The following is a 24518-nucleotide window of genomic DNA, read 5'->3' on the forward strand; positions in this document are numbered from 1 at the left end:
CGCCGTGGTCCAGACCCCCGCCACCCGGCCACCCCCTTGACAACCCCCGCACAAGCCCTTTCGGACAGCCGAAAGGGCTTGTGGCGCAAGAAAAACTAACCGTGAGCACCCGATGACCAGCAGTCCGCGCTGGGCCGTCCGGAGTATCCGAATTCCTCCCTTCGTTGTGCTCCAACCAGGTGGTCCTGACGGTCGTCACTGATTTGCAACACCGCAGTCCTGTGATCGGCTTCATCGCCCCCGATAGCGTGCGTCTCACCTTTCGGACGTCACGGAGATGGAGGGGATCATGCGTCGTTCGCGCAGGCTCTGGGGACCCACGGTGGTGATGACTTCGCTGGCACTCGTGCTCGCCGCGTGCGGTGGCGGGTCGGGAAGCTCCGCGGGTGCCGGCGAGACGGACCCGGACGGCACGGTCAGCGTCTACGGCACCGAACCGCAGAACGCGCTGGTCCCGACCAACATCAACGACCTCGGCGGCACCAAGGCCATCCAGGTCATGTTCGCCACGCTGGTCGGCTTCAAGGGCGCGGACGCCAAGCCGTTCAACCTGATGGCCGACTCGATCACGACGACCGACTCCAAGGTCTACGACATCAAGATCAAGCAGGGCTGGAAGTTCCACGACGGCACCGAGGTGAAGGCGCACAACTTCATCGACGCCTGGAACTACGGCGCCTACGCCCCGAACGGGCAGCTCAACACCGACTTCTTCTCGAACATCCAGGGCTACAAGGACGTCCACCCCGAGGACGAGAACGCCAAGCCCACCACGGACAAGATGTCCGGCCTGGTGCAGAAGAACGACTACGAGTTCCAGGTGACGCTGGACGCGCCGTTTTCCGTCTTCGACATCAAGGTCGGCTACCAGGCCTTCGCGCCGCTGCCGGACTCGTTCTTCAAGGACCCCAAGGCCTTCGAGCAGCACCCGATCGGCAACGGCCCGATGAAGTTCGTCTCGCGGACGCCGAACCAGGACATCAAGCTCACCCGCAACGACGACTACAAGGGTGACGACAAGGTCCACTTCAAGGACCTCGACATCAAGATCTACGCCAGCCAGGAGACCGCCTACCAGGACCTGCTGAGCGGGCGGCTCGACTTCATGGAGGCGCTGCCGCCGTCGGCCGTCGCCGGCGGGAAGTACAAGGCGGACCTCGGCGACCGGCTCGTCACCGGCCACCTGCTCGGGATCAGCACCATCGCGCTGCCGTACTACGTGCCGGGCTACAACAACCTCGAGCTGCGCAAGGCCATCTCGATGTCGATCGACCGCGCGCAGATCACCAAGACCGTCATGAACGACACCTACGTGCCCGCGGACGGCTACATCTCGCAGGGCCTCCCGGGCTACCGGCCGGGGGTCTGCCAGTTCTGCAAGTACGACCCGGCGGCGGCCAAGGAGGCCTTCGCGAAGTCCGGCTTCAAGGGCAAGCTGACCATCGCGTCCAACGCGGACGGTGGCCGCAAGGAACCGCTGGTCGCGGCGTGCAACAGCATCAAGAACACCCTCGGCGTCGAGTGCGACTTCGTGCCGGCCACCGACTTCGGCCAGTGGCGCAGCATCGTCACCGGCCACAAGCTGACCGGCATGGGCCGTTCGGACTGGTCGGCGGACTACCCGTCCATCGAGGACTTCCTCAACCCGCTCTACAAGACCGGCGGCTCCTCGAACGACTCGACGTACTCGAACCCGCAGGTCGACGCGATCCTCGCGCAGGCCGACGCCACGGCCGACAAGGACGCCGCGGTGCGGCTGTACCAGCAGGCCGAGGACCTGATCGCCAAGGACCTGCCGACGATCCCGGTGTGGGACGAGAAGGGCGTCGCGGCGAAGTCGAAGAACCTCAAGTCGGCGGCGCTGGACTTCCGCCGCATGCCGGACTACCCGTCCATCGAGGTCCTGAAGAAGTGACGCGCTGACCGATCGCACCCACCACCACGCCGTCGTGAGTGTTCAGGGCGGTTAGAACCGCCCTGAACACTCACGACGGCCGGCGCGCACTAGGAACTCGTCATGATCCGCTATGTCCTGCGACGGCTGCTCCAGCTGATCCCGGTCTTCTTCGGCACCACGTTCCTGATCTACGTCCTCGTCTGGGCCGTGCCCGGCGACCCGTTCTCCGGCAAGTGCGGCCAGACCGCCTGCCCGCCGGCCTACATCGCCCAGATGACCGAGAAGTTCAACCTGAACGACAACGTCTTCGTCCAGTACTTCAAGTACCTCGGCAGCCTGTTCACCGGCGACTGGGGCGAGACGTTCAACGGCACCTCGGTCGGCGAGCTGATCGCCACCTCGTACCCGATCACGCTGCGCCTCGCGGTCGTCGCGGTGATCATCGAAGCGCTCATCGGCCTCACCGCCGGGGTGCTGACCGGCTTGCGGGGCAAGGGTTTCCTCGACAACCTCGTGCTGGTCTCGACCACCTTCCTGATCTCGCTGCCGGTGTTCGTGACGGCGATCGTGCTGCAGCTCGCCCTGGGCAGCAACGGGCTCGGCCTGATCGAGGCGAGCGTCTCGGACAACCCCAGCATCGGCGAGCTGATCGTGCCGGGCATCGCGCTCGGCAGCCTGTCCATGGCCTACGTCGCTCGGTTGTCGAGAACGAGCATCGCCGAAAACCGCCGCGCCGACTACGTGCGGACGGCGATCGCGAAAGGACAGCCGCAGAGCCGCGTCGTCGGCGTCCACCTGCTCCGCAACTCGGTGATCCCGGTGCTCACGTTCCTCGGCACCGACCTCGGCGCGCTGATGGGCGGCGCGATCGTCACCGAAGGCGTGTTCAACATCAACGGACTGGGCGGGCTCATCTTCCGCGGCATCCAGAACCGGGAGAGCGCGACCGTCGTCGGCGTCGTCGTCCTGCTGGTGCTGGTGTACCTGCTGATGAGCCTGATCGTGGACCTGCTCTACGCCGTTCTCGACCCGAGGATCCGCTATGACTGACCCGAACCTGGTGGGCGGCGGCGGGGCCGACGCGGCCGAGCTGTCCCGCGTCGACGACTCCGCCACCGGCCCGCACAAGCCCCGCAGCCTGTGGAGCGACGCCTGGCGCCAGCTGCGGCGCAAGCCGGCGTTCGTCGCCTCCGCCGTGATCATCGCACTGGTCGTGCTGATCGCGATCGCGCCCGGCCTGTTCAGCTCGCGCGAAGCGGGCTTCAGCGATCTCGCGCACGCCAACGAAGGCCCGTCCGCCGACGCCTGGTTCGGCTACGACAACCAGGGTTACGACGTCTACGCGCGCACGATCTACGGCGCCCGCGCGTCGCTGCTGGTCGGGGTGTTCTCGACGCTGCTGACCGTCCTCATCGGCTCGATCGTCGGCATCCTGGCCGGCTACTACGGCCGGATCGTCGACAGCATCCTGTCGCGCTTCGGCGACATCTTCGCCGGCCTGCCGTTCGTGCTCGGCGCGATCGTCATCCTGACGACGTTCAACGCGCCCGGCTCGAACCCCGGCGGCGTCACGATCATCGTCCAGGTGGTCTGCTCGATCGCGGTGCTGAGCTGGCCGGTGGCCATGCGGATCATGCGCTCGGCGACGCTGGTGGCCAAGCAGCTCGACTACGTCAAGGCCGCGCGCGGCCTCGGCGCGAGCACCCCGCGGATCATCTTCCGGCACCTGCTGCCGAACACCCTCGCCCCGGTGCTGGTGTACGCGACCATCGCGCTCGGCGCGTTCATCGGCGCCGAGGCGACGCTGGCCTACCTCGGCATCGGCGTGCGCCCGCCGGTGATCTCGTGGGGCGTGATGATCAGCGACTCGCGCGACTACTTCCGCGTCGACCCGCACATGCTGCTGTTCCCCGGCGCCTTCGTCACCCTGACCGTGCTGGCCTTCGTGATGCTGGGTGACGGCATCCGCGACGCGCTCGATCCGAAGTCGAGGTAGATCTCCTTGTCCGACAACGAACTCCTCCTCGAAGTCGAAGACCTGCACGTCGAGTTCCGCACGTCCGACGGCGTGGCGAACGTGCTCAACGGCGTCGGCTACTCGGTCCACGCGGGCGAAACCCTGGCCGTGCTCGGCGAATCCGGGTCCGGCAAGAGCGTCACCGCGCAGACGGTGATGGGCATCCTCGACACCCCGCCCGGCGTGATCACCGGCGGCGCCGTGCGCTGGCGCGGCGAGGACCTGCTGACCGCGTCCGACGAACGCCGCCGCGAGGTGCGCGGCAGCGAGATCGCGATGATCTTCCAGGACGCCCTCTCCGCGCTGAACCCGGTGTTCACCGTGGGCTTCCAGATCGAGGAACAGCTGCGCGTCCGGCTCGGCATGTCCAAAAAGGACGCCCGGAAGCGGGCGATCGAGCTCCTCGACACGGTGCGGATTCCGGCGGCCGAGCGGCGGATCAAGGACTATCCGCACCAGTTCTCCGGCGGCATGCGCCAGCGCGCGATGATCGCGATGTCACTCGCCCTCGACCCGGACCTGCTCATCGCCGACGAGCCGACCACCGCGCTCGATGTCACCGTGCAGGCCCAGATCATGGACCTGCTCGCGGAAATCCAGGCCGAGCGCAAGATGGGGCTCGTCCTCATCACGCACGACCTCGGCGTGGTCGCCGAAGTCGCCGACCGGATCGCCGTGATGTATGCGGGCCGGATCGTCGAGCAGGCCGACGTCGTCGAGCTGTTCCGCGCGCCCGCCCACCCCTACACCGCGGCCCTGATGGACTCGCTGCCGCGGCTGGACCTCAAAGGACAGACCCTGGAAACCATCAAGGGCCTGCCGCCCAGCCTGCTCGACATCCCGCCCGGCTGCGCGTTCCACCCGCGGTGCAAGCGCGCCGAGGCCCGCTGTTCCGAGGAAGTCCCGCCACCGCTGGGGATCGGCTTCGGCCGGACCAGCGCGTGCCACTTCGCCGAAGAGGTGGTGAACTCCCGTGCCTGACCCCATTCTCTCGGTCACCGACCTGAAGAAGTACTTCCCGGTCCGCACCGGCATCCTGTTCAAGCGCACGATCGGCCAGGTCAAGGCGGTCGACGGCGTCTCGTTCGACCTGATGCCCGGCGAGACGCTCGGCGTCGTCGGCGAATCCGGCTGCGGAAAGTCGACACTCGCCCAGGTCCTCATGCGCCTCGAGGAACCGACGAGCGGGTCGGCGACGTTCGAGGGCCGGGACATCTTCGGCCTGCGCGGCAACGAACTGCGCAAGCTGCGGCGCGAGATCCAGATCGTGCTGCAGGACCCGTACACGTCGTTGAACCCGCGGATGACGGTCGGTGACATCGTCGGCGAGCCGTTCGAAATCCACCCCGAAGTCGCCCCGAAGGGCTCGCGGGCGGCCAAGGTGCGGGAGCTGCTCGACGTCGTCGGGCTCAACCCCGAGCACATCAACCGCTACCCGCACCAGTTCTCCGGCGGGCAGCGCCAGCGCATCGGCATCGCGCGGGCACTGGCGCTGCGGCCCAAGGTGATCATCTGCGACGAGCCGGTGTCCGCATTGGACGTCTCGATCCAGGCGCAGGTGATGAACCTGCTCGGCGACCTCCAGGGCGAGTTCGGGCTCTCGTACGTCTTCATCGCGCACGACCTTTCGGTGGTTCGGCACCTGTCCAACCGGGTCGCCGTGATGTACCTCGGCAAGATCGTCGAGACCGGTACCGACGAGGAGATCTACGAGCGACCGTCCCACCCGTACACCCAGGCGCTGCTGTCGGCGGTGCCGGTGGCGGACCCGGCCGTGCGCGGGCAGCGGCAGGTGATCCGGCTGACCGGCGACGTGCCGAGTCCCCTGGATCCCCCGTCCGGGTGCCGGTTCCGCACGCGGTGCTGGAAAGCGCAGGACAAGTGCGCCGAGGAAGTGCCGGAGCTGGTGCCCAGGACGGACGGGCATCCGTCAGCTTGTCACTTCGCGGAGCAGAAGTCGGTTGTTCCATAACGTACGTTTGGCCGTTGTTTGCGCATTGTCCGGTCTATACGGTGCAGGAACCGCTTTCCCGAGGAGGAGAATCGTGAAGAGACCCAGGCTTCTGGCCGCGGTGCTGGCCGTGCCGCTGTTCGGCGCGGTTTCCGCGGTCGCGGTCCCGGCCGCGTCGGCGCAGCCCGCGCTGTCCGGGCCGGCGACCGAGTTCACCGTGCTCGCCAAGGACGTCCAGAGCATCGGCGGCGCCCAGCAGGCGATCAAGGCCGCGGGCGGCACGGTCCTGGAGACCAACACCGCGGTCGGCCTCATCAAGGCCAGCGCCCCGGCGACGGGCTTCACCGAGCGCGTCACGACGAACCGCGCCGTGTTCGGCGCCGCCAAGGCCCAGGTCATCGGCTCGGTGCCGAAGAACGGCAAGAAGGTCAAGAGCGACGCGAACGTCGAGAAGGAGGGCCGCGGCGCCGCCGCGAACAAGGCCGCCGCGAACGCCGCGGCCGGGATGGACCCGCTGGACGACCAGCTCTGGGGCCTCAAGTCCGTCCGCTCGGACCTCTCGCGCACCAAGCAGCCGGGCAGCAAGCAGGTCAAGGTCGGCGTCATCGACACCGGCATCGACGGCACGCACCCCGACATCGCGCCGAACTTCGACCTGGCCGACTCGCGCAACTTCACCCGCGACATCCCGACCGACGTCAACGGCGTCGAGGTGGACGGGCCGTGCGAGTTCCGCGGCTGCGTCGACCCGGCCAACCACGACGACGGCGGCCACGGCACGCACGTCGCCGGCACCATCGCGGCGGCCGCGAACGGCTTCGGAGTCTCCGGCGTCGCGCCGAACGTGACGCTGGTGAACATCCGCGCCGGCCAGGACTCGGGCTACTTCTTCCTGCAGCCGACCGTCGACGCGCTGACCTACGCCGGTGACGCGGGCATCGACGTGGTCAACATGTCGTTCTACACCGACCCGTGGCTCTACAACTGCACGGCGAACCCGGCCGACTCGGCCGCCGAGCAGGCCGAGCAGCGCACGATCATCGAGGCCACGCAGCGCGCGCTGAACTACGCGCACCGCAAGGGCGTCACGATGGTGGTCGCGCTGGGCAACCAGCACACCGACCTCGGTGCGCCGCAGCCGGACACGACGAGCCCGGACTACCCGGCGAACACGACGCACCCGCGCACGATCGACAACGCCAGCTGCCTCAACCTGCCGGTCGAGGGCAACCACACGATCGGCGTGAGCGCGTTCGGCCCGTCGCAGAAGAAGGCGGACTACTCGAACTACGGCCTCGAGCAGATCTCGGTGTCGGCGCCGGGCGGCTTCTTCCGCGACGGCTTCGGCACGCCGTGGTACCGCACGGTCGAGAACGAGATCCTCTCGACGTACCCGAAGAACGTCGGCGTCGCCGAGGGCAACATCGACGCGGACGGCAACATCACCGAGGCCGGCCTGGCCGCGGGCGTCAAGAAGGCGACCGCCGCGGACGGCCGCGTCGGCTACTACCAGTGGCTGCAGGGCACGTCGATGGCGACCCCGCACGCGACCGGTGTGTCGGCGCTGATCATCTCGCAGTACGGCAAGAAGGCCCACGGCGAGTTCGGCATGGACCCGGACAAGGTCCAGCGCGTCCTCGAGGGCACGGCGGCGGACATCGCCTGCCCGGTCCCGCGCACGGTGGACTACCTGAAGGAAGGCCGCGACGCGTCGTTCACGGCGACCTGCGAAGGCGACCCGTCGTTCAACGGTTTCTACGGCAACGGCGCGGTCGACGCCTACGCCGCGGTGACCAGGGGCGCGCAGTTCCTGAAGTGACGAACACGTGAAACGGAACGCCCCGGGCAGGACACCTGTCCGGGGCGTTCCGCGTGGGCGGGCGCAGCCTCGGCGGCCACCTGCCGACCGCGGTGCTCACACAACGGGTCGGGGAGCGGTCACTACAGCCGGTAAACCGTTCGGCCGCCGTTCCGCGACGGCGACGCCAGGTGACCTTCGGCCGCGTCAGCGGTTCGAGGCCTTCTTGACGAACTTCGCCAGGTCCTTCGACTGCTGCACCCGGGTCGGCTCGTGGACGTACATCATGTGCCCGGCCGGGTAGTACGCCGTGTCGATGTTGTCCCTCAGCTCCTCCGGGATCCGCAGGTGGGCCAGCACGTGCTCGGCCGCGAAGTACGCCGTCGCGCCGTCGTAGTGGCCGAACGCCACGTGCACCTTCAGGTGCGGGTTCGCCCGCATCGCCGCGCTCAGCGAGTCCACCACCGACACCGAGCGGCCCTCGAACTCCTTGTACGACCAGGCTTTGAACGTGTCCTCGTGGATGATCTCGTACGGCAGGTCGTTCTCGTACCCCAGCTCGGCCCGGACGTAGTGGTTGAACCCCGCCGCGTAGGCGCCGACCACGCGGGAAATCGACGGGTCGTCGCTCATGTGCTCGCGGCCGCCGTCGACCTCCCACGTCGTGAACCGGCCGTCCATCCGGCCGACCGTCAGGCCGCGGTCGCGCAGCAGCTCGGTGAAGAACCGGACGTGCTCGATCCGCAGGTTCACCCGGTCCACATAGGACTCGCTGAGCCCGGTCAGCGACGCCAGCGTCGCCACCGCCTCCGTCCGGTCCTGTGTGGACAGCCGGGCGCCGCGGGACAGCGCCCACGGCAGCTCCTTCGCCGCGAAGTCCTCGGCGTCGGCGAGCACGTCGTCGAGCGGGCGCTCGCCGTGCAGGCCGTGGTAGTGCGCGATCGCCGCGTACGTCGGCACGTACAGCGAGTACGGCAGGTCGTTGCCCTCGGTGAACCGCAGCGTGCCGAGGTCGAGCACCGACGAGATGAGCAGCAGGCCGTTGACGTACAGCCCGTGCCGCTCCTGCAGGTGCGCGGCCAGCCCGGCGGCGCGCAGCGTGCCGTACGACTCGCCGGCCAGGAACTTCGGCGACAGCCAGCGCTGGTGGCGCGACACCCACAGCCGGATGATCTCGCCGACCGACTCGATGTCGCCCTGGAACCCGTGGAAGTCCTTGGTCTCCTCGCCGCCCGCGACGCGCGAGTAGCCCGTCGACACCGGGTCGATGAACACCAGGTCGCTGTGCGCGAGCAGCGTCTCGGGGTTGTCGGCCAGCCCGTACGGCGGCGGCACGAGATCGTCGACGTCGCCCGAGAGCACCCGCCGCGGCCCCATCAGGCCCATGTGGAGCCAGATGCTGGAGGAACCGGGCCCGCCGTTGAAGGCGAACGTCACCGGCCGCGTCCCCGGGTCGGTGTCGTCGAGGGTGTAGGAGGTGATGAACACCTCCGCCTTCGCCTTGAAGCCCTCGGACTTGCCGTCCTTCACGATCTCCTTGCGGAGGACGATCCGACCCGCCTTCGCCGTGTACGCGAGCTTCTTCCGCTTCACGGTCAGGGTGTGCTGGGTCGTGACGATGTCGTCGGTCGGCTCGGCTGGGATCTCCGTCGTTTCCGGAGCCTTCGTCTCGGGAGCCTCTTCGGGGGTCGTGTCCGCCATGGCCCCAACTTAGTTGTGGCAGGGTGACTTGGTGCACACCGGGGACTGGCCGTCGACGGTCGAGGAGGCGCTAGCCGTCCAGGAACGCCTGCGCGAGCGCGTCGACCTGACCGACGACGGCCCCGAGCTGCCGCCGACGGTGACCGGCCTCGACGTCGCCTACGACGAGCGGGACGGCTTCGCCGCGGCCGTCGTCACCCTCGAGACGGCCGGGCTCACCGTGGTCGAGGCGCGCACCCACCGCGCGGAGGCCGTCTTCCCGTACGAGCCGGGCCTGTTCGCCTTCCGCGAGCTCCCGCCGCTGCTGGCCGCGCTCGAGCGCCTCGACCGCGAGCCCGACGTCCTGGTCTGCGACGGCCACGGCCTCGCCCACCCGCGGCGCTTCGGCCTGGCCTGCCACCTGGGCGTGCTGACCGGGTGGCCCGCGTTCGGCGTCGGCAAGACGCGGTTCGTCGGCACCCACGCCGACCCGGCGCCCGCCCGCGGGTCGGCGGAACCGCTGGTCGACGCCGGTGAGGTCGTCGGCGCGGCGCTGCGGACCCAGGACGGCGTCAAGCCGGTGTACGTCTCGGCGGGGCACCGCATCGACCTGGCCCACGCCTGCCGCCTCACCCTGGCGCTGACGCCGCGCTACCGGCTGCCCGAGACCACGCGGCAGGCCGACCGGCTCTCCCGGGCGGCGCTGCGATGAAGTCGCTGGCCGAGTTGGACGTCGCCGTCGCCGGGTGCCGCGCCTGCCCCCGGCTGGTGAAGTGGCGCGAAGGCGTCGCGGGGACGAAGGCGGCGTTCCGCGGTGAGGAGTACTGGGCGCGCCCGGTTCCGGGCTTCGGGCCGCCGGACGCGTCGATCGCCGTGGTCGGCCTGGCGCCCTCGGCGCACGGCGCGAACCGCACCGGCCGGATGTTCACCGGCGACCCGTCGGGCGACTTCCTCTTCCGGGTGCTGCACGAGGTCGGGCTCGCGTCGCAGCCGACGTCGACCGCGATCGGCGACGGCCTCGAGCTGTACGGCACCCGGCTCGTCTCGCCGGTGCGCTGCGCCCCGCCGGACAACAAGCCGACGCCCGCCGAGCGCGACACCTGCCGTCCGTGGCTGGCGGAGGAGCTGACACTGTTACGTCCGACACTGCGCGCGATCGTGGTGCTCGGGGCGTTCGGCTGGCAGGCGTTACTGCCCGTGCTCGAAGCGGCGGGCTGGCCGGTGCCGCGGCCGCGTCCGGTGTTCGGGCACGGCGCCGTCGTGGAGCTGGGCGACCTGCGGCTTTTCGGCTGTTACCACGTGTCGCCGCGCAATGTCCAGACTCGGCGCGTGACCCACGCCATGGTGGCGGCCGTCTTCCGCGCCGCGACCTCGGTGACAGGGTCGGACTGAATCGTTACGGAAACAGCCGCGACGCTGGTCACAGCCGGATGGGGTCCCCGAGCGGACCGTCCGGGAAGGTGTCACCATGAGGACATGGCTGCTGCGAAGTCGAAGTCGGAACCGACTCGGATCCTCGTCCTCGGTGGTGGGTACGTCGGGCTCTACACGGCGTACGGCCTCCAGAAGATGCTCCGGGCCAACGAGGCGTCCGTGACCGTCGTTGACCCGCAGCCCCACATGACCTACGCGCCGTTCCTCCCGGAGGCCGCGGCCGGCGCGATCGAGCCCCGGCACGTGGTCGTGCCGCTGCGGCGGGTGCTGAAGCGCTGCCACGTGCTGACCGCGCGCGTCACCAAGATCGAGAACGACAAGAAGTCCGTCACGGTCGAGGCGGCCGACGGCCACATCGAGCAGCTGGGCTACGACGTCCTGGTCGTCGCGCTGGGCGCCGTCGCGCGCATCCTGCCGATCCCGGGCCTGGTCGAGCAGGGCATCGCCTTCAAGACCATCGGCGAGGCGATCTACCTGCGCAACCACATCATGACGAAGCTCGACGAGGCGGCCAGCACGCTCGACCCCGAGCTGCGCAAGCGCCTCCTGACGTTTACGGTGGTCGGCGGCGGGTTCGCCGGCATCGAGGCGCTGGCCGAGCTCGAGGACATGACCCGGTTCGCGGTGGAGAACTACTACCCGAACATCAAGGTGTCGGACATCCGCTGGGTGCTCGTCGAGGCGGCGGGCCGCATCCTGCCCGAGGTCCGCGAGACGCTGGGCGTGTACACGGTCGAGCAGCTGGAGAAGCGCGGCATCGAGGTGTACCTGTCGACGGCGGCGAAGTCGTTCGAGAACGGCCACGTGGTGCTCTCGGACGGCACGGAGTTCGACACGGACACGATCATCTGGACGGCGGGGGTGAAGGCCAACCCGGTGCTGGCCAACTCGGACCTCCCGCTGGACAAGCGAGGCCGCCTCGAAGCGACGGCGGCGATGCAGGTCGTGGGTCACCCGGAGGTGTGGACGGCGGGCGACAACGCGGCGATCCCGGACTTGTCGCGCACGGAAGAGGACCCGACGGCGACGTGCCCCCCGAACGCGCAGCACGCGGTGCGCCAGGCAACGCTGCTGGCGAAGAACATCATCAAGGTCCTGCGCGGCGGCAAGCCGAAGGACTACTACCACAAGAACCTCGGCGCGGTGGCCAGCCTCGGCCTGCACAAGGGCGTGGCGGACGCGCTGAACCTGAAGATCAAGGGCTTCCCGGCGTGGCTCTTCCACCGCGCGTACCACCTCAAGGCGATGCCGACGTGGAACCGCCGGATCCGGATCCTGTTCGACTGGATCCTCGGTGGGCTGTTCCGGCGTGAGGTCATTTCGCTCGGGCAGATCAACAACCCGAAGGACGAGTTCGCGCGCGTCTCGAAGTCCTGACAAGTCTCTTCGGAAAGCCCCCGTGCACCTCGGTGCGCGGGGGCTTTCGCCGTTTTCGGGGCTATTGCAGGGAAATGACCGGCTGTGTGCCGGTGAGCGACATGGTCTGGACAACTGGGCCGCAGAGCGGGTAAACCCTTTCTTCACAACGCGGAATAAGTCCGCTCCGGCTCCCCACTTTGGAGCTCCCATGCCCGTTTCCCTTGCCCGAGCAACCCTCACGGCGGCGGTGCTCGGCGCCGCCGTCATCGGCGTACCGTCCACCGCGGCGGCCGCCGGTCCCGCCTTCCCCGCCCACTACGCCGCGCCGTACCTGCAGATCAGTGACGCCGACGCCGGTGACATGGCCGCCGACATGAGCGCCACCGGCACGAAGTTCTTCACGCTCGCCTTCCTGACGCCGCAGTCGGGCTGCACGCCGGTGTGGGAGGCGAACGGCACGGGCGTCGGCTCGTTCAAGTCGCAGATCAGCGCCCTGCAGGCGGCGGGCGGCAACGTGATCCCGTCGTTCGGCGGCGCCGAAGGCGGCGAGCTGGCCCAGACGTGCACGAACCCGGCCAACCTGACGGCGGCGTACGCGAACGTGGTCAACACGTACGGCACGCCGCGCCTCGACTTCGACATCGAGGGCGGCGTCCTCGACGACACGACGTCGAACCAGCGCCGCAATTCGGCACTGGCGGCGTTGCAGCAGCAGAACCCGGCGGTCCAGGTGGACTACACGCTGGCGGTCGACCCGACGGGGCTGCCGTCGAAGGAGCTGGACCTCTTGCGCGACGCGAAGAGCAAGGGCGTGAAGGTCAGCGTGGTGAACCTGATGGTGATGGACTTCTACGACGGCCAGCCGGTCCTGGGCGACGCCCTGTCGGCGGCGCGGGCATCGGCATCCCAGCTGGCAAGCCTGTACGGGATTTCGACATCGGCGGCGTACGCGATGATGGGCTTGACGCCGATAGCGGGCCGCAACGACGACGGCGCCCAGTTCAGCCAGTCGGACGCGCAGCAACTGGAGAGCTTCGCCGCGTCGAACGGCGTGGCGGAGTTGTCGTTCTGGGAGGTCCACGACTACGACCGGGCGACGGGTTACGCGTATTCGCGGATCTTCAACGCGATCTCGGGAAGCACCCCACCACCATCGACGAGCGGCACGATAACGGGCTACGGCGGCAAGTGCGTCGACGTGGCGGGAGCATCAACGGCGAACGGAACGACAATCGACCTGTACACGTGCAACGGGACGAACGCGCAGCAGTGGACGTCGTCATCGGGAACGTTGCGGGCGTTGGGCAAGTGCCTGGACGTGGCCGCGGCGGGAACGGCGAGCGGAACGAAGGTCCAGCTGTACGACTGCAACGGAACGGGCGCGCAGCAGTGGACGCACACAGCGTCGAACCAGCTGGTCAACCCGGCATCGGGCAAGTGCCTGGACGCAACGGGCGTGAGTTCAGCGGACGGCACGCCGTTGCAGATCTGGACGTGCACCGGCGGGGCGAACCAGTCGTGGACACTGAACTGAGCCCTATCACCTAGAGTGTGCGGTGCCCCCGTAGCCCAACTGGCAGAGGCAGTCGACTTAAAATCGACAAAGTGCGGGTTCGAACCCCGTCGGGGGCACCATACGCGCTGGTCAATGGCTCTCAGTGGAGCGCAGTGAAGATCAAGTGCCCCACTTAGCCCCACTTTCGCCTGACGGTCACAACCTGACGGTCACAACAGGTCTTCCATCGCGTCCGCGATCGTGGGTGCGACGGCCCCCCGGCCGACGTACCGATCGAGGGTAACCGACGGGCGGGCGTGCCCGAGGAAGTCGGCGATCTGGCGCGGCGAGTAGCCCGCCTCGTCGAGCACGGTCCCGGCCGTCTTCCGGTAGACGTGCGACTTCACCCACGAGAACCCTTCCGAACGACGGCACTCCCGCAGCGAGTGGCGTGTGTTCGACGGGGCCCGCAGGCCCCCAACGAGTCCGGGAAGACCGGGCTTGCCGGGAGGCGCCCTTCAGCGAACGCGGCCAGACGACGTCGGCGAAGCAAGTCCACTGCCCAGGAGGTCAGCGGGATCGTCCGCTCGGACGCCGGGGTCTTCGGGTCCGTGCGGACGAGTCCGACGCCCTTGAGCCGGACGACGGTCCATTCGACCGAGCCAGGCCCAGGCCGTCGCCGTCCTCATCGGGCAGCGTGACGTCTTCCCAGTACAGGGCGAGCGCCTCACCAATCCGGACGCCGGTCGCCAGCATGAACCGCGTGAGGTCCGGCAGGTCGTGCCGCACGGCCTTCGGGTCGAGTTCGAGTTGCGCGTGCCACGTTCGGCGCTCTTCCCTCGTCAACGCCCGCGCGAGATGTCCACTATGGACCGGACCGCGGCCGATGCCGAGGTGCTCGCTCGCGCGATGATGCGCGCACCCTCGGTGCACAACACCCAACCCTGGCTGCTGGAAATCACCCCCACCGAGCTGCGAGTGCGCGAGCGCCGAACCGGCACTGCCGCACCACGATCCGTGCGGCCGCGACCGGGCGGCGTCCTGTGGGGCGGCGGTGGCCAACCTCGAACTGGCGGCCCGCGCGCTGGGTCGCGCGGCCGAGGTCACGTTCCCGGCTGGTGAGGAAGATCCGGTCGCCAGGGTCGCCGTTGGTACTCGGGCGGCCCCGGGGAGGCGGAACGGAGGCTGTTCGGCGCGGTCGAACACCGGATCAGCCACCGGGCGCCGTTCGAGGATTGGCGGTACCGTCGGGTGGTCCACGCGATCACCGCCGCGGTGGCCATTTCGGGCGTCGAGGCGCGGCCGCTGCGTTCTGGCCGGGACATCGTCGTCGCTTCCTGGCTGCTGCGGTACGCCGCGGAGGACGTCCGGCAGGACGGGGGATACCAGCGGGAGCTGTCGCTGTGGACGATCCGGGACGAGCGCGCCCACCGGCACGGCGTCGGCCTGCCGGCCAGCCGGGGCCCGGCGGGCTCGGTGCCGTGGGCGGGTTTGGTCCGGCGAGCCACCGAAATCGCAGAGCCGGCCGAGCTGGCGGCGCGGTTGGCGAATGAGACGGTGCTGGTCTTCATCACGGTGGAAGACGCCCGCCCTGACCCCGTCGGCGCGGGCTATGCGCTGGCGCGCTTGGCTGGCGGCAGTGGACCTCGGGCTGGTGGCGGCGATGCTGACCCAGCCGCTGCACCGGGAGCCGGTCCGGGCGCCCTGTGCGCGGACCTCGGCCTGGCCGGGTTCCCTCAAGCCTTGCTGCGCCTGGGGTATTCCGCCGAGACCGACCCGCCTACGCCGCGCCGCGCGATGCAGGAAGTCGCCGTCACGGTTCCGGCAAAGGCCACGTAGGGTCGGCCCCGTCCCGCCGTGGTACCGAATCCGGCGTCGGGTACCGCTTCAGCGCGGAGGAGTCGCCGTGACCAATCCCGAGGAAGCCATCGAACCGGCCGCCGAGTGTGGGGACACCGGGGAACTGCGGAAGTGTGCGGCCGCGGGGCACTCCGACGCCGTCGACCTGCTCGTCGAGCTCGCTACCGAGCGAGAAGATCACGACGAGCTGCGCCGCCTCGCCGCCGGGGGCGGCCGGACCTCGGCTGAGGTGCTCGCCGAGCTCGAAGACGAATAGCCGGGAATCCGTGAGCTCGCGCCGACGCAGGTGGGCAGCGAGCCGCGGCGCCGTCCGGGTCGATCTGATCGCGCCAACGAGTTCGTCAAGGAGGCTTCCTTGCTGGTCCAAAAGGATGACCGGCGTAACAACTGCCGGGTGAGGTCCTATTAAGGAGGCAAATTCGGGAGGCTGAGGAGGGACGACCTGAACACGGAAAAGTTCTTGACCGACAAGTTCTTCGGTTTGGCGAGAACCGCGTTCGATTCCGCCGGAAAGACGCGGAAGTGGGCGGCCGGGCAGATCTTGGTCCGGTACGGCGACCGCACTGATCAGGTTATTCTGGTCAAATCTGGACAGGTCAAGGTTTCGTCTTCGGCGCCGACGGGGAAGCAGGTCGTTCTGGCAGTGCGCGGCCCGGGTGACCTGCTCGGTGAGCTGTCCGTCATCGACGGCCGCCCACGTTCGGCGCAGGTCACCGCCCTGTCTGCGGTCACCGCGATCACCCTGGACGGCGCGAGGTTCCGTTCCCTGCTGATCGCCGACGGCGCGGCCGCGTTCCGGTTGCTCGAGATCGTCGTCGGGCGCCTTCGCGAGGCCGATCTCCAGCGGCTGGAGTACGGGGCCTACCCGGTCCACCTGCGGGTCGCGCGATTGCTGACGGAGTACGCGACGACCTATGGGCGGGCCGCGCAGGGGCAGCGCGGCACGGTGATCATGCTGCCGCTGACGCAGAGTGAGCTCGCTGAGGCGGCCGGTGCGTCCCGCGAGGCAGTCGCCAAGGCGCTGCGCCGGCTCCGGGAACTCGGCGCTATCAGCACCGCCCGCAAGCAGATCGTCGTCCTGCGCCCGGATCTCCTCGCCCGGATCGCCGACGGTTCGCCGAGTGTGTATTCGGACGCAGACGGGCAGCCGCCGGCGGAGTAGACAGTCGCTCCAACACGAACTTCGGAGGAGCCGATGGACGAGCGGCGACGGCGACCGGCAGTACGGTTCACGGCGCCGGGATCAGCAACACGACGCCGAACCAGAACACGAACGTGGCGAGGCAGGCGCCACCCCAGCCGAGCGCGACCCTGAACGTGCGGTGCTTGCGCCGGGCGATCGCCGTGAGCAGGGCCACCTGCTGCCACGCTTGATCGGCGAGTTCCCGCAGGTCGGGACGGCACGACGTGCCGCGCGGGAAGTCGGGGAACGAGAACCAGTTCGCTCTCCCGGCACCCGGCAACCTCGGCCGCAACGTGGCGAGGAGAAAACCCGCGCACACCAGCAGAGCCAGCAGCACGGGCACCGCGCCGAGGGTTGCCAGCCCGGAGTGCTGGCCGGTGGTGCGGCTGACCGCGACGAGGCCGGCGAGCACGAAGCCGGTCGTGCCGAGCATCAGCCCGGCTTTTGTGTCGGCGGCGACGATCGCCCGGTTCAGTTCGCCGATCAAGTGGACGGCGAGGTGCAGATCATCGATCGGGGACAAGTGGTGCGCCCGGTTTTTTCTCATCCTCATCGCGCCAGAAGATCACGGACCGGGTGGCCGGTCGATGCAGAAAACCACACTCCCGGCGCAATGTGCTGGAGAGGTGACGCCGGGACGATCAGCGCCGTTTCCGGCGCGCGGCACTGCCGAAAAGATCGCGTTTCGAGTCGACGTTGGGATTCGTGGAATGAACGAGCACGCCGGCCGGGCTCCTCGGCCGCCCAGGGAATGGTGGCCGTCGGCCAGCTTCGGCGGCAGGCTCGATTCGCTGGAATTCGCCGCGCTGGTGGCGCTCGGTCGGGCGTCTTACGTCGGCGCCGGGACGGTCCTGATGCGTGAAGGCGAGCCGACCCACTCGGTTCTCTTCATGCATCAGGGACATGTCAAGGTCCGGGCCGGTGACCAGCAAGGACGTGATCATCTCCTCGGCATCTACGGGCCCGGCGACCTCGTCGGCGAACTCACCACCGAGGCCGACCCGAAGGAGACGGCAACGGTGGTTGCGCTGAACCGAGCTTGCGTGAGCAGGATCCCGCGCGCCCGTATGGTGGCGTTCCTCCGGGAGCGGCCCGACCTGGCGTTGCACTTCGTCGACATCCTGCGGGCGCGGTTGTACCGGGTGAACCACCGCCGGCTGCATGGCCCGCGCCGGAACGTCTACCCGGCGCTCGTGCGTGCCGTTTACGACGTGGCGGTGTTCTTCGGCGGCCCGGGGAACGGGAACCCGGTGGCCATCCCGCTGACCCAGAAGGACGTCGCGGAACTCCTCAGTGTCACGGAGGTCTCCGTGCAGCGCTGCTTCCGCTCGCTGCGCAGGTGCGGCCTGGTCGTGACGGGCTATGGCCGACAGGTCGTTCCGTGTCTGCCCTGCCTGAGCGCCGAGGTCGCGGCGTCAGCAACACGAAAGAACGAGCAAGCCATCTCGGGATGTGGTGGACATCGCCATGACCACCAAGGGTGAGTATCCGATCTTCCGAACAGAGCAATCCGACAAGCCAAGTGAGGTGTTCAGTGCCGCTCGCCCTGTCACGTACCGTTGTCAGAACCGATGCCTGCGACACAAGTAGCGGCCTACGGACTCGGCAGATCCACCTCGACCGGGCCCTGAAGCAGGTGCTCGACGAGACCGCGGCGGCGTGCGTCCAGTTCGACCCCGAATCCTGGCACCGCCGGTTCGACGGCGATAGCTCCACCTGGGTGATCCCGCCGACCGTGCCCAGGGCGTGGATCGGCGCCGATCTGGTGCGCAACCTGAGCATCGCGCTGAGCCGGTACAACCGCCACGCCGGCGCGGACAGCCAGCTGCGGCTGCGCGCGGCCATTGACCACGGTGAAGTCGAGCAGGACGGGCAGCATCTCGGCGGACGTCCGGTCACCACTGCGGCGCGCCTGTGCGACTGCGACGCCCTGCGCGAGGCCATGCGCGCGAATCCCGGCGTGCAACTGGGCCTGATCGTGTCCGAGGGCTTCTACCGCGACGTCGTCGTTGAAGGCGAGCGGGGCCTCAAGCCCGCGGAGTTCACCGAGGTCGACGTCGAGGTGAAGTTGTTCCGAGGCAAGGCGTGGGTTCACCTCGTGGACGGTGCCGCTCAGGTTCCGTCCGCCGGTGCGAAACGGCCTCCGGCCGAGCCCGCCGCAAGGCCTGCACAGTCGAATCGGATCAAGAGCAAGGGCAACCGCAACAAGAACGTGATCAACAACCTCAACATCCAGTACTGACCGGGGAATCAGATGGAAGCAGCCGAGCAGGAACCACCCGGGGACCCGGTCGTCGGCGCGTCCGACGTGCCGGAGGCCGAACTCGCCGAGCCGAGCGGCGAGACCGAATCCACCGAAGAGCCCGACGACGAGCGCGAGGCCGAGGAGGACGACGGCGAAGACGGGGATCTCGACGCGAACGGCTACGGCCGCCGTACGGTCGCGGACCGGCGCAAGCGCAAAGCCGATGACTTCAGCCGGACGGGGCTGAACCCCGGCGGGGAAACTCGGTCATCGATCCGCGCCACGGGCGATGGCAACCTCAGCAGCATCATGTCCGTGACGGTCCAGAACGGACGGCCGGCGCGGGCGGCGTACGGAGCGGAGCTGTCCCAGAGCGTCGTCGACCGGCGGATCAACACCTACGCGCCGTCGCCGAGCCAAGGTCCCATGGAGAACGTCCTGGCGACGGAGTCGGTGGTCCTCCTGTGCGGGCCGCGCCAGGGTGGCCTGCCGACAACCGCGTACGCGGTCCTCGCGAAGTTGTGCGGCGCCGGGAACATCCGCGAGATCGACCTCGCTCCAGGCGCCGAACTCGCGCAGGCGAGTGCGGACGACGTCCTCCGGCCGAGCTGTGGCCACGTCCTCGAAGTCGGTGGGGACACGGTGGTGACCCGGGTCGGTCTCGGTCGGCTGGCCGCCGCCGCCCGGGAACGGCAGGCGTACGTCGTGGTCATCGGCCCGCCCGCGTCGAAGATCGACGTCTCCCTCGAACCGTACGCTCTGTGGCACGTAAATCCGCCGGCGGACGGCGTGCTCAGGAACACGCTCTTCGAACTGCTGGCGGAGGGCGAGGTCTGCGTCGGCCACTGCGAGTCGTGCGACAGGTCGTGTCGCGCCGAGTTCGTCACCGCCGTCCAGGACGATCCGAAAATCGCGGCGTACCTCGCGTCGGACCCACCGCCGGGCGAGGTGGCCGATCTCGCCGGACGGTTGCTCGAAACGCGCCGGGAGGGCAGGCCGCCGGCGGACGCGCTGGGACGCCTCTACGGCCGACTCCGCGACCTGGCGGTCGAGCTGATCGCGCCGAAGGAGAAGGAGACCGAGCGCCGCTCGGAAACCAGGTCGCGCCGACTGCTGCACGAATCCGCATTCCGCATCGCCTACTCGCTGTTCAACGGCTATCAGCTGAGCACGGTCTTCGACGTAACGAAGCCGTTGTTCCAGGCGCTGTCGCTGGCGGGCGCACCGCACCGCACGCCCCTGACAGGTGCGGTGCTCGACGGGAACATCGGTGCCCTGCTCGGCGAGGGTATGACCCACGGCAAGGCCGATCAACCCGGCTCGATGGTGGCCGACCTGGACCGCCGGGCCGAACTGGCCGAGCCGCGGCTGGGGCAGGCCATGCTCGACGTGCTCTGGAACGACTTCGACCAAACTCGTGAGCCGATGATCAACTGGGTGCTGTTCCTTGGCGGGCATCCGGCCGAGGAAGCCCGCCGGTGCGCGGCGACCGCGGCCGTGCACTTCGCCCGATACGACCTGCTCGAGGTCTATCGCGAGCTCATCCGGCCGTGGGCAGTGAACGAACGGACCCGCGCGCGCTGGACCGCCGCCTACGCCATGGACCTGCTCGCGGAGTTCGAGCCGGTCCGGGTCCGCAACCAGATCGGCGACTGGACCCGAAGCTCGAACCCGTGCATGAACGACACCGCGGCACGCGCGTACGCGGCGGCTTCCTGGGACATCCCGGCCGAATCCGCGATCGCCGACCTGCGTCGGCTCGCGGATCGCACCGAGCACACGGCCAGTTTCGCGGTGCCCCTGGCGATGGCCAGGATCGCGGAGCAGGCCGACGACAGCGGGATGGTGCTGGAGACCCTGGTGGACTGGAGTTCCCAGGGCCGGCGCAGCGTCGAAGTGCAGGCGGCGCGCACAGCGTTGCTGCTCACCCGGCTGGCCGATGACGTGCGGCCGGCGCTGCCCGCGCTGTTGTGCCAGGCCCACAAGGACGACGTGATCCGCGGGCGGCTGGTCACCTTGTGGCGGCACGCCCTGTCGAACCCACTGGTCGCCCGGCAGGCGTGGCCCGCGTCGCGGGCCTGGTTGTCCGCGGTCACGTCCGACGACGTGCTGCGGCCGTGGACGGTGGAGTTCTTCGGTGAGGTGCTCGACGTGCGGCCGTTGCGTCCGCGCGCGCTTTTCTACTTTCGACAGTGGAAGGAAGACGACGATGAGGAAATCCTCGCTGCCTTGCGGCGGTGCCTCGGAAAGGCCGGCGCATGAGTGAGCAGGAGGCCGCGGAGCGGCCGGGAGCCTTCCGGAAGGTCTGGCGGTTCTTCTTCGGGCAGAAGAAGGACAAGCCGATTCCCGAGACCGCGGCGCCGACCGTGCCGGTCGAGTACCCGACCTTGCTCGAGCGCCGGTACTCCACCACGTCGCTGGTGGCACCGGCGGAAGGGGGGTTGTTCGAGTTCTCCGTCGACTACGAGCTGATCTGGTCGGCGAGCGTGCCGACACAGGCCAAGCTGACCTCGATGGTGGACGAGTTCGCGGACAGTGCCGAACACAAGCTCCGGACCGCGATCTGGCCGGTGGGGCGCCGGAAGTCGCCGTTCCGGCCCGACGAGGCCGAGCGAACGATGAACGAGGCACTGCGGGAACTGGCACCGAACTGGTGTTATGGCCAGGGCAACACGGTCTCCTGCCGGGCGCAGGTGTTCGTGCGGTGCGATCCGCGGATCGTCGAGCGGTGGCTGCCCGCGTGGCAGCGCATGGCCGAGATGGACGCCGAACACAAGGTTTCCCTGCTACGGCTGGACATCGTGGGCGATCTACTGCCCCGATGGCGTGACCTGCTGGACCGGTTCGACGGCGACCCGGCCGCGGTGCAGGCGGCTCGGTTGGTCGATGAGGACCTGGCGAAGGTTCTCGCGAGCCTCTCCCAGCAGCGCCGGACGACCGCCGAACACCTCGTCGGCGTCCTTGGCGGCGCGGCCCACGCGCACCGGCACGTCGGGCTCTTCGAGTTCGCCAACGCCTACGACAAGGCGTTGCGGTCCTTCGAACGGCAGGCCGGCTTGGAGAAGTTCGCGCTGGGCACGAACCTGGACGGAGAAGAAGTTGAAACGACTGCGTGAGGCCCGGTACCTGCTGGCGGTCGTCGCGGCCGCCGGCGCCCTTGCGGTCCTGGGCTCGTGCGGGTTCGACACGTTGGTGACCGGCGACGGTTCCGGCGGCGAGGACAGCTGTGCCTGGATGCGGGCATCCCAGAACGTCAGTAAGAACGGCACGCTCGTCCTGTTCGACCAGTCGAACTCCACGCGGGCTGGAAGCGCCGCGGATCAGGTCGTCGACGAGGACGCCGTGCTCAAGGACGTGCTCGCGAATGCCGTGGACAACGGCGACTCGGTGCGGCTCGGCACGTTCGACGGCACGAGCGCCTCCGTGCAGGTGCGGCAGACACTGACGACAGACAGCGGAGCGCAGAACCCGGACAACCAGAAGGAGGACCGCGATTCCGCGAAGCAGTGCCTGGCCGACGCGGTCCGCGGAGTCGCCGAGGGACCGCCGGGACAACCGGGGTCGGATGTCCTCGGTGCCGTCGAAGCCGCGAAAGGAGCCTTCGCGCAGCAGTCGGGGAAGAAGAACATCGTGCTGGTGACCGACGGCTTGGCCACGGTCGGCTGCGCGGACCTGCGCAACCTGGCCATCGGCAAGGACAGCGAGGTCGACCGCGTGACGGCCGGGTGCGCGGCGCGGGAGCCCGACCTGCGTGGTTACACCCTGACCCTGCTCGGCGTCGGGCACCCCGCTGCGGGACAACCGCTGCCCGGATCCGGCTCACTCGCCTGGCTGAACTCGTTGTGGAGCACGTTGTGCGGCCGGATGCGCGCCGATTCCTGCCGCGTCTCGACCGCGCCGGTGACCACGCGCGCCGCGGGTACGCGCGTCGTGGCGCCCGGTGCGGCGGACCCCACCGTCACCTTCCCACCGGAGGACGGTCTGGCCCGGGGCTCGGAGGTGCTGCACGTATCCGCCGACGTGTTGTTCACGAACAACTCCTGGGCGATCTCGGACACCGGTCGGGCGATGCTGAAGGCCGGGCTAGGCGGACACCTGAACGCGAAGATCGAGGTCGACGGCTACACGGAGGCCCAGTCCACCGCGGCCTACAACCAGCACCTGGCTCAGCAGCGCGCCGACGCGGTGCGGCAGGCGCTGATCGCACTCGGCGCCAAGGACGTCACGGCGGTGGGCTTCGCCACCACCGCCCCGCACTGCCCGGGCGGCGCCGACGACCAGGCCCGGCAGTGCAACCGCCGGGTGGACATCAAGGTCGCCGACGGATGAGTCGTACTCGTGAACAGTCTGAAAAGGACCCGAGCCCATGACGGAAAACGGCGCGTCGCGGACGCTGCACCTGCACACCGTGCCGTTCCACGAGTCCGGCCGCTGCGCGGCATCCGTGTCGTGCGGTGCGCCGGCCGAGCCTCGCGAGCGCGCGCCGTACGAAGCGCATCAGCTGAACAACGACGAGGCCCGGTTGCTGACCGCGGCGGTCCGCGTGGCCGAAGACGACATCGAACGAGGAGCAGGCGAGCTGGCCGACGCGGTCGCGCTGGCCCGCCGGACCGAGATCGAGGCGCACACGGCGGTCCGGGACGTCGAGCGTGTCGTGGCCGAAGCCGAGGTCGCCCAAGCACGGGTGAACTCGGTTCAGGATCGCCATCGCTGGGACGGCGCGGAAAGCCGGCTGGTCAAGCGACGATGGGTGAGCGTGGTGACGTGGGCCGCGACGATCGCCGCTGCCTGTTACGACACGGCCTTCTTCCTGAAGATGTTCCTGAAGATGATCGATCGTCCGTGGTCGTGGTCCGACCCCGTGAGCTACGCGGCGCTGCTGCCCGGCCCGCTCATCGCCGCCGGTCTGCTGCTCTGCGGTCACGGAGTCGCGCAGGCGTTCGCGCGATCTCGCGCCCAGTGGGAACGCAAAACGCAGTACCAGCGCAAGGACCCGGATCGACGCCGGAGCGCGGACGACCTGCCGTGGCCGGACTGGCGACCACCGCTGGTGTTCCTGGCGTTGCTGCTGATCACGGTCGCCATCTGGGCACTGATCCGGGCGCGGGACTTCAGCCATGTCGATCCTCCGGTCAGGCTGGCCTTCACACTGCTGCTCCTGGTCTTCAACCTGACGTGCGTCGGCTTGAAGGTCCTGCAGTACAACCCGTACGCGGAGACCAAGAAACTGGCCGAAGCGACGCTGGCAACAGTCGCGGCCCGCGAGCGGCAGGCGATCGAGTCGGCGACCGCGAAGATCACCGCGCACACCGAAGCCACGTACGCGCTGCGCACCGCGGTGAGCCGGCTGCAGGCGAACGGCCTGCACAAGATGGACGAGGCGTGGGAAGCGATCCTGCGGGACCGGGACGGCCATGGCCGCACGGGCGAAATCGCGCCGGAGTTCGCCCCCGCCGGCAGGTGGAGGTTCGCCGGCGTGAAGATGCCTTCGATCCAGGTCGCCTCGATGGACGAGGTCGTCGGGTTCGCGGATGACCTCGACCCGGGCGAGGTCCGGACGAGGCTTGCCGTCGCCATCGAGGGAAGGAGCTAGCCGCGC

General features: G+C 69.0%; 23 protein-coding genes and 1 tRNA gene. 20 read left to right on the forward strand and 4 right to left on the reverse strand.

The window, feature by feature from the left end:
* The first annotated feature begins 328 nt into the window (after positions 1-328).
* From QP939_RS21625 to QP939_RS21650, 6 genes are all read left to right on the forward strand, one after another.
* Complete coding sequence (locus QP939_RS21625; RefSeq protein WP_285458617.1) at positions 329-1915, forward strand: peptide ABC transporter substrate-binding protein; 1587 nt, start codon at positions 329-331, stop codon at positions 1913-1915.
* Between the two features lie 102 nt (positions 1916-2017).
* Complete coding sequence (locus tag QP939_RS21630) at positions 2018-2947, forward strand: ABC transporter permease (RefSeq protein WP_285458618.1); 930 nt, start codon at positions 2018-2020, stop codon at positions 2945-2947.
* The gene (locus QP939_RS21635; protein WP_285458619.1) at positions 2940-3893 is read left to right on the forward strand and encodes an ABC transporter permease; all 954 of its coding nucleotides are present in this window, start codon (positions 2940-2942) and stop codon (positions 3891-3893) included. Before QP939_RS21630 ends, QP939_RS21635 begins: the two co-directional genes overlap by 8 nt.
* A gap of 6 nt (positions 3894-3899) precedes the next feature.
* Positions 3900-4895 (forward strand): ABC transporter ATP-binding protein, encoded by a 996-nt coding sequence (locus QP939_RS21640; RefSeq protein WP_285458620.1) that lies wholly within the window; start codon positions 3900-3902, stop codon positions 4893-4895.
* Entirely contained in the window at positions 4888-5886 is a 999-nt protein-coding gene (locus QP939_RS21645; RefSeq protein ID WP_285458621.1) for an ABC transporter ATP-binding protein, read from the forward strand. Before QP939_RS21640 ends, QP939_RS21645 begins: the two co-directional genes overlap by 8 nt.
* 73 nt (positions 5887-5959) lie before the next feature.
* Positions 5960-7684 (forward strand): S8 family serine peptidase, encoded by a 1725-nt coding sequence (locus QP939_RS21650; protein ID WP_285458622.1) that lies wholly within the window; start codon positions 5960-5962, stop codon positions 7682-7684.
* A 186-nt stretch (positions 7685-7870) separates the two neighbouring features.
* Here the strand turns inward: QP939_RS21650 and QP939_RS21655 are convergent, their stop codons facing one another.
* On the reverse strand, positions 7871-9364 hold the full coding sequence (locus QP939_RS21655; RefSeq protein ID WP_285458623.1) for a S10 family peptidase: 1494 nt from the start codon (positions 9362-9364) through the stop codon (positions 7871-7873).
* A gap of 31 nt (positions 9365-9395) precedes the next feature.
* Here QP939_RS21655 and QP939_RS21660 point away from each other — a divergent pair, with 31 nt between their 5' ends.
* The 5 genes from QP939_RS21660 to QP939_RS21680 all read left to right on the forward strand — a co-directional run bounded on the left by QP939_RS21660 (position 9396) and on the right by QP939_RS21680 (position 13771).
* The gene (locus tag QP939_RS21660) at positions 9396-10055 is read left to right on the forward strand and encodes an endonuclease V (protein ID WP_285458624.1); all 660 of its coding nucleotides are present in this window, start codon (positions 9396-9398) and stop codon (positions 10053-10055) included.
* Entirely contained in the window at positions 10052-10735 is a 684-nt protein-coding gene (locus tag QP939_RS21665) for a uracil-DNA glycosylase (RefSeq protein WP_285458625.1), read from the forward strand. Before QP939_RS21660 ends, QP939_RS21665 begins: the two co-directional genes overlap by 4 nt.
* A gap of 84 nt (positions 10736-10819) precedes the next feature.
* Positions 10820-12154, forward strand: coding sequence for an NAD(P)/FAD-dependent oxidoreductase (locus tag QP939_RS21670; protein ID WP_285458626.1), 1335 nt, complete (start codon positions 10820-10822; stop codon positions 12152-12154).
* A 190-nt stretch (positions 12155-12344) separates the two neighbouring features.
* Positions 12345-13670: an RICIN domain-containing protein gene (locus QP939_RS21675; RefSeq protein ID WP_285458627.1), complete on the forward strand. Its 1326-nt coding sequence runs from the start codon at positions 12345-12347 to the stop codon at positions 13668-13670.
* Positions 13671-13694: 24 nt separating this feature from the next.
* Positions 13695-13771, forward strand: a tRNA-Leu gene (locus QP939_RS21680).
* Positions 13772-13861: 90 nt separating this feature from the next.
* On the opposite strand, the gene QP939_RS21685 is transcribed toward QP939_RS21680, so the two are convergent.
* The gene (locus QP939_RS21685) at positions 13862-14038 is read right to left on the reverse strand and encodes a site-specific integrase (protein ID WP_285458633.1); all 177 of its coding nucleotides are present in this window, start codon (positions 14036-14038) and stop codon (positions 13862-13864) included.
* Positions 14039-14201: 163 nt separating this feature from the next.
* Positions 14202-14477, reverse strand: a complete 276-nt coding sequence (locus QP939_RS21690; protein ID WP_285458634.1) for a site-specific integrase — start codon at positions 14475-14477, stop codon at positions 14202-14204.
* A 405-nt stretch (positions 14478-14882) separates the two neighbouring features.
* On the opposite strand from QP939_RS21690, the gene QP939_RS21695 reads away from it, so the two are divergent.
* From QP939_RS21695 to QP939_RS21705, 3 genes are all read left to right on the forward strand, one after another.
* The gene (locus QP939_RS21695) at positions 14883-15470 is read left to right on the forward strand and encodes a hypothetical protein (protein WP_285458635.1); all 588 of its coding nucleotides are present in this window, start codon (positions 14883-14885) and stop codon (positions 15468-15470) included.
* Between the two features lie 67 nt (positions 15471-15537).
* Complete coding sequence (locus tag QP939_RS21700; RefSeq protein WP_285458636.1) at positions 15538-15747, forward strand: hypothetical protein; 210 nt, start codon at positions 15538-15540, stop codon at positions 15745-15747.
* A gap of 204 nt (positions 15748-15951) precedes the next feature.
* On the forward strand, positions 15952-16653 hold the full coding sequence (locus QP939_RS21705) for a Crp/Fnr family transcriptional regulator (protein ID WP_285458637.1): 702 nt from the start codon (positions 15952-15954) through the stop codon (positions 16651-16653).
* Between the two features lie 67 nt (positions 16654-16720).
* Here QP939_RS21705 and QP939_RS21710 read toward each other — a convergent pair whose 3' ends face one another.
* Positions 16721-17227 (reverse strand): Pycsar system effector family protein, encoded by a 507-nt coding sequence (locus QP939_RS21710; RefSeq protein ID WP_285458638.1) that lies wholly within the window; start codon positions 17225-17227, stop codon positions 16721-16723.
* Between the two features lie 157 nt (positions 17228-17384).
* Between QP939_RS21710 and QP939_RS21715 the strand changes: the two genes are divergently transcribed.
* From QP939_RS21715 to QP939_RS21740, 6 genes are read left to right on the forward strand one after another with little or no spacing between them, the layout of a single operon-like run.
* Positions 17385-18158, forward strand: a complete 774-nt coding sequence (locus QP939_RS21715; protein ID WP_285458639.1) for a Crp/Fnr family transcriptional regulator — start codon at positions 17385-17387, stop codon at positions 18156-18158.
* Between the two features lie 50 nt (positions 18159-18208).
* Complete coding sequence (locus QP939_RS21720) at positions 18209-18916, forward strand: nucleotidyl cyclase domain-containing protein (protein ID WP_285458640.1); 708 nt, start codon at positions 18209-18211, stop codon at positions 18914-18916.
* Between the two features lie 12 nt (positions 18917-18928).
* Positions 18929-21181: a hypothetical protein gene (locus QP939_RS21725; protein WP_285458641.1), complete on the forward strand. Its 2253-nt coding sequence runs from the start codon at positions 18929-18931 to the stop codon at positions 21179-21181.
* Positions 21178-22035, forward strand: a complete 858-nt coding sequence (locus QP939_RS21730; RefSeq protein ID WP_285458642.1) for a hypothetical protein — start codon at positions 21178-21180, stop codon at positions 22033-22035. The genes QP939_RS21725 and QP939_RS21730 overlap by 4 nt, the downstream gene beginning before the upstream one ends.
* Entirely contained in the window at positions 22019-23248 is a 1230-nt protein-coding gene (locus QP939_RS21735) for an OmpA family protein (RefSeq protein WP_285458643.1), read from the forward strand. The genes QP939_RS21730 and QP939_RS21735 overlap by 17 nt, the downstream gene beginning before the upstream one ends.
* 37 nt (positions 23249-23285) lie before the next feature.
* On the forward strand, positions 23286-24512 hold the full coding sequence (locus QP939_RS21740) for a hypothetical protein (RefSeq protein WP_285458644.1): 1227 nt from the start codon (positions 23286-23288) through the stop codon (positions 24510-24512).
* Positions 24513-24518 lie beyond the last annotated feature (6 nt).

This window comes from Amycolatopsis nalaikhensis (assembly GCF_030264295.1).
Taxonomy (GTDB): domain Bacteria; phylum Actinomycetota; class Actinomycetes; order Mycobacteriales; family Pseudonocardiaceae; genus Amycolatopsis; species Amycolatopsis nalaikhensis.

What these genes read in the sequence shown, in the direction of transcription:
- QP939_RS21625 (WP_285458617.1), top strand. Translation starts at nt 329, where the DNA reads ATGACTTCGCTGGCACTCGTGCTCGCCGCGTGCGGTGGCGGGTCGGGA.
- QP939_RS21630 (WP_285458618.1), top strand. Translation starts at nt 2,018, where the DNA reads ATGATCCGCTATGTCCTGCGACGGCTGCTCCAGCTGATCCCGGTCTTC.
- QP939_RS21635 (WP_285458619.1), top strand. Translation starts at nt 2,940, where the DNA reads ATGACTGACCCGAACCTGGTGGGCGGCGGCGGGGCCGACGCGGCCGAG.
- QP939_RS21655 (WP_285458623.1), bottom strand. Translation starts at nt 9,364, where the DNA reads ATGGCGGACACGACCCCCGAAGAGGCTCCCGAGACGAAGGCTCCGGAA.
- QP939_RS21665 (WP_285458625.1), top strand. Translation starts at nt 10,052, where the DNA reads ATGAAGTCGCTGGCCGAGTTGGACGTCGCCGTCGCCGGGTGCCGCGCC.
- QP939_RS21670 (WP_285458626.1), top strand. Translation starts at nt 10,820, where the DNA reads ATGGCTGCTGCGAAGTCGAAGTCGGAACCGACTCGGATCCTCGTCCTC.
- QP939_RS21675 (WP_285458627.1), top strand. Translation starts at nt 12,345, where the DNA reads ATGCCCGTTTCCCTTGCCCGAGCAACCCTCACGGCGGCGGTGCTCGGC.
- QP939_RS21710 (WP_285458638.1), bottom strand. Translation starts at nt 17,227, where the DNA reads ATGAGGATGAGAAAAAACCGGGCGCACCACTTGTCCCCGATCGATGAT.
- QP939_RS21715 (WP_285458639.1), top strand. Translation starts at nt 17,385, where the DNA reads ATGAACGAGCACGCCGGCCGGGCTCCTCGGCCGCCCAGGGAATGGTGG.
- QP939_RS21725 (WP_285458641.1), top strand. Translation starts at nt 18,929, where the DNA reads ATGGAAGCAGCCGAGCAGGAACCACCCGGGGACCCGGTCGTCGGCGCG.
- QP939_RS21730 (WP_285458642.1), top strand. Translation starts at nt 21,178, where the DNA reads ATGAGTGAGCAGGAGGCCGCGGAGCGGCCGGGAGCCTTCCGGAAGGTC.
- QP939_RS21740 (WP_285458644.1), top strand. Translation starts at nt 23,286, where the DNA reads ATGACGGAAAACGGCGCGTCGCGGACGCTGCACCTGCACACCGTGCCG.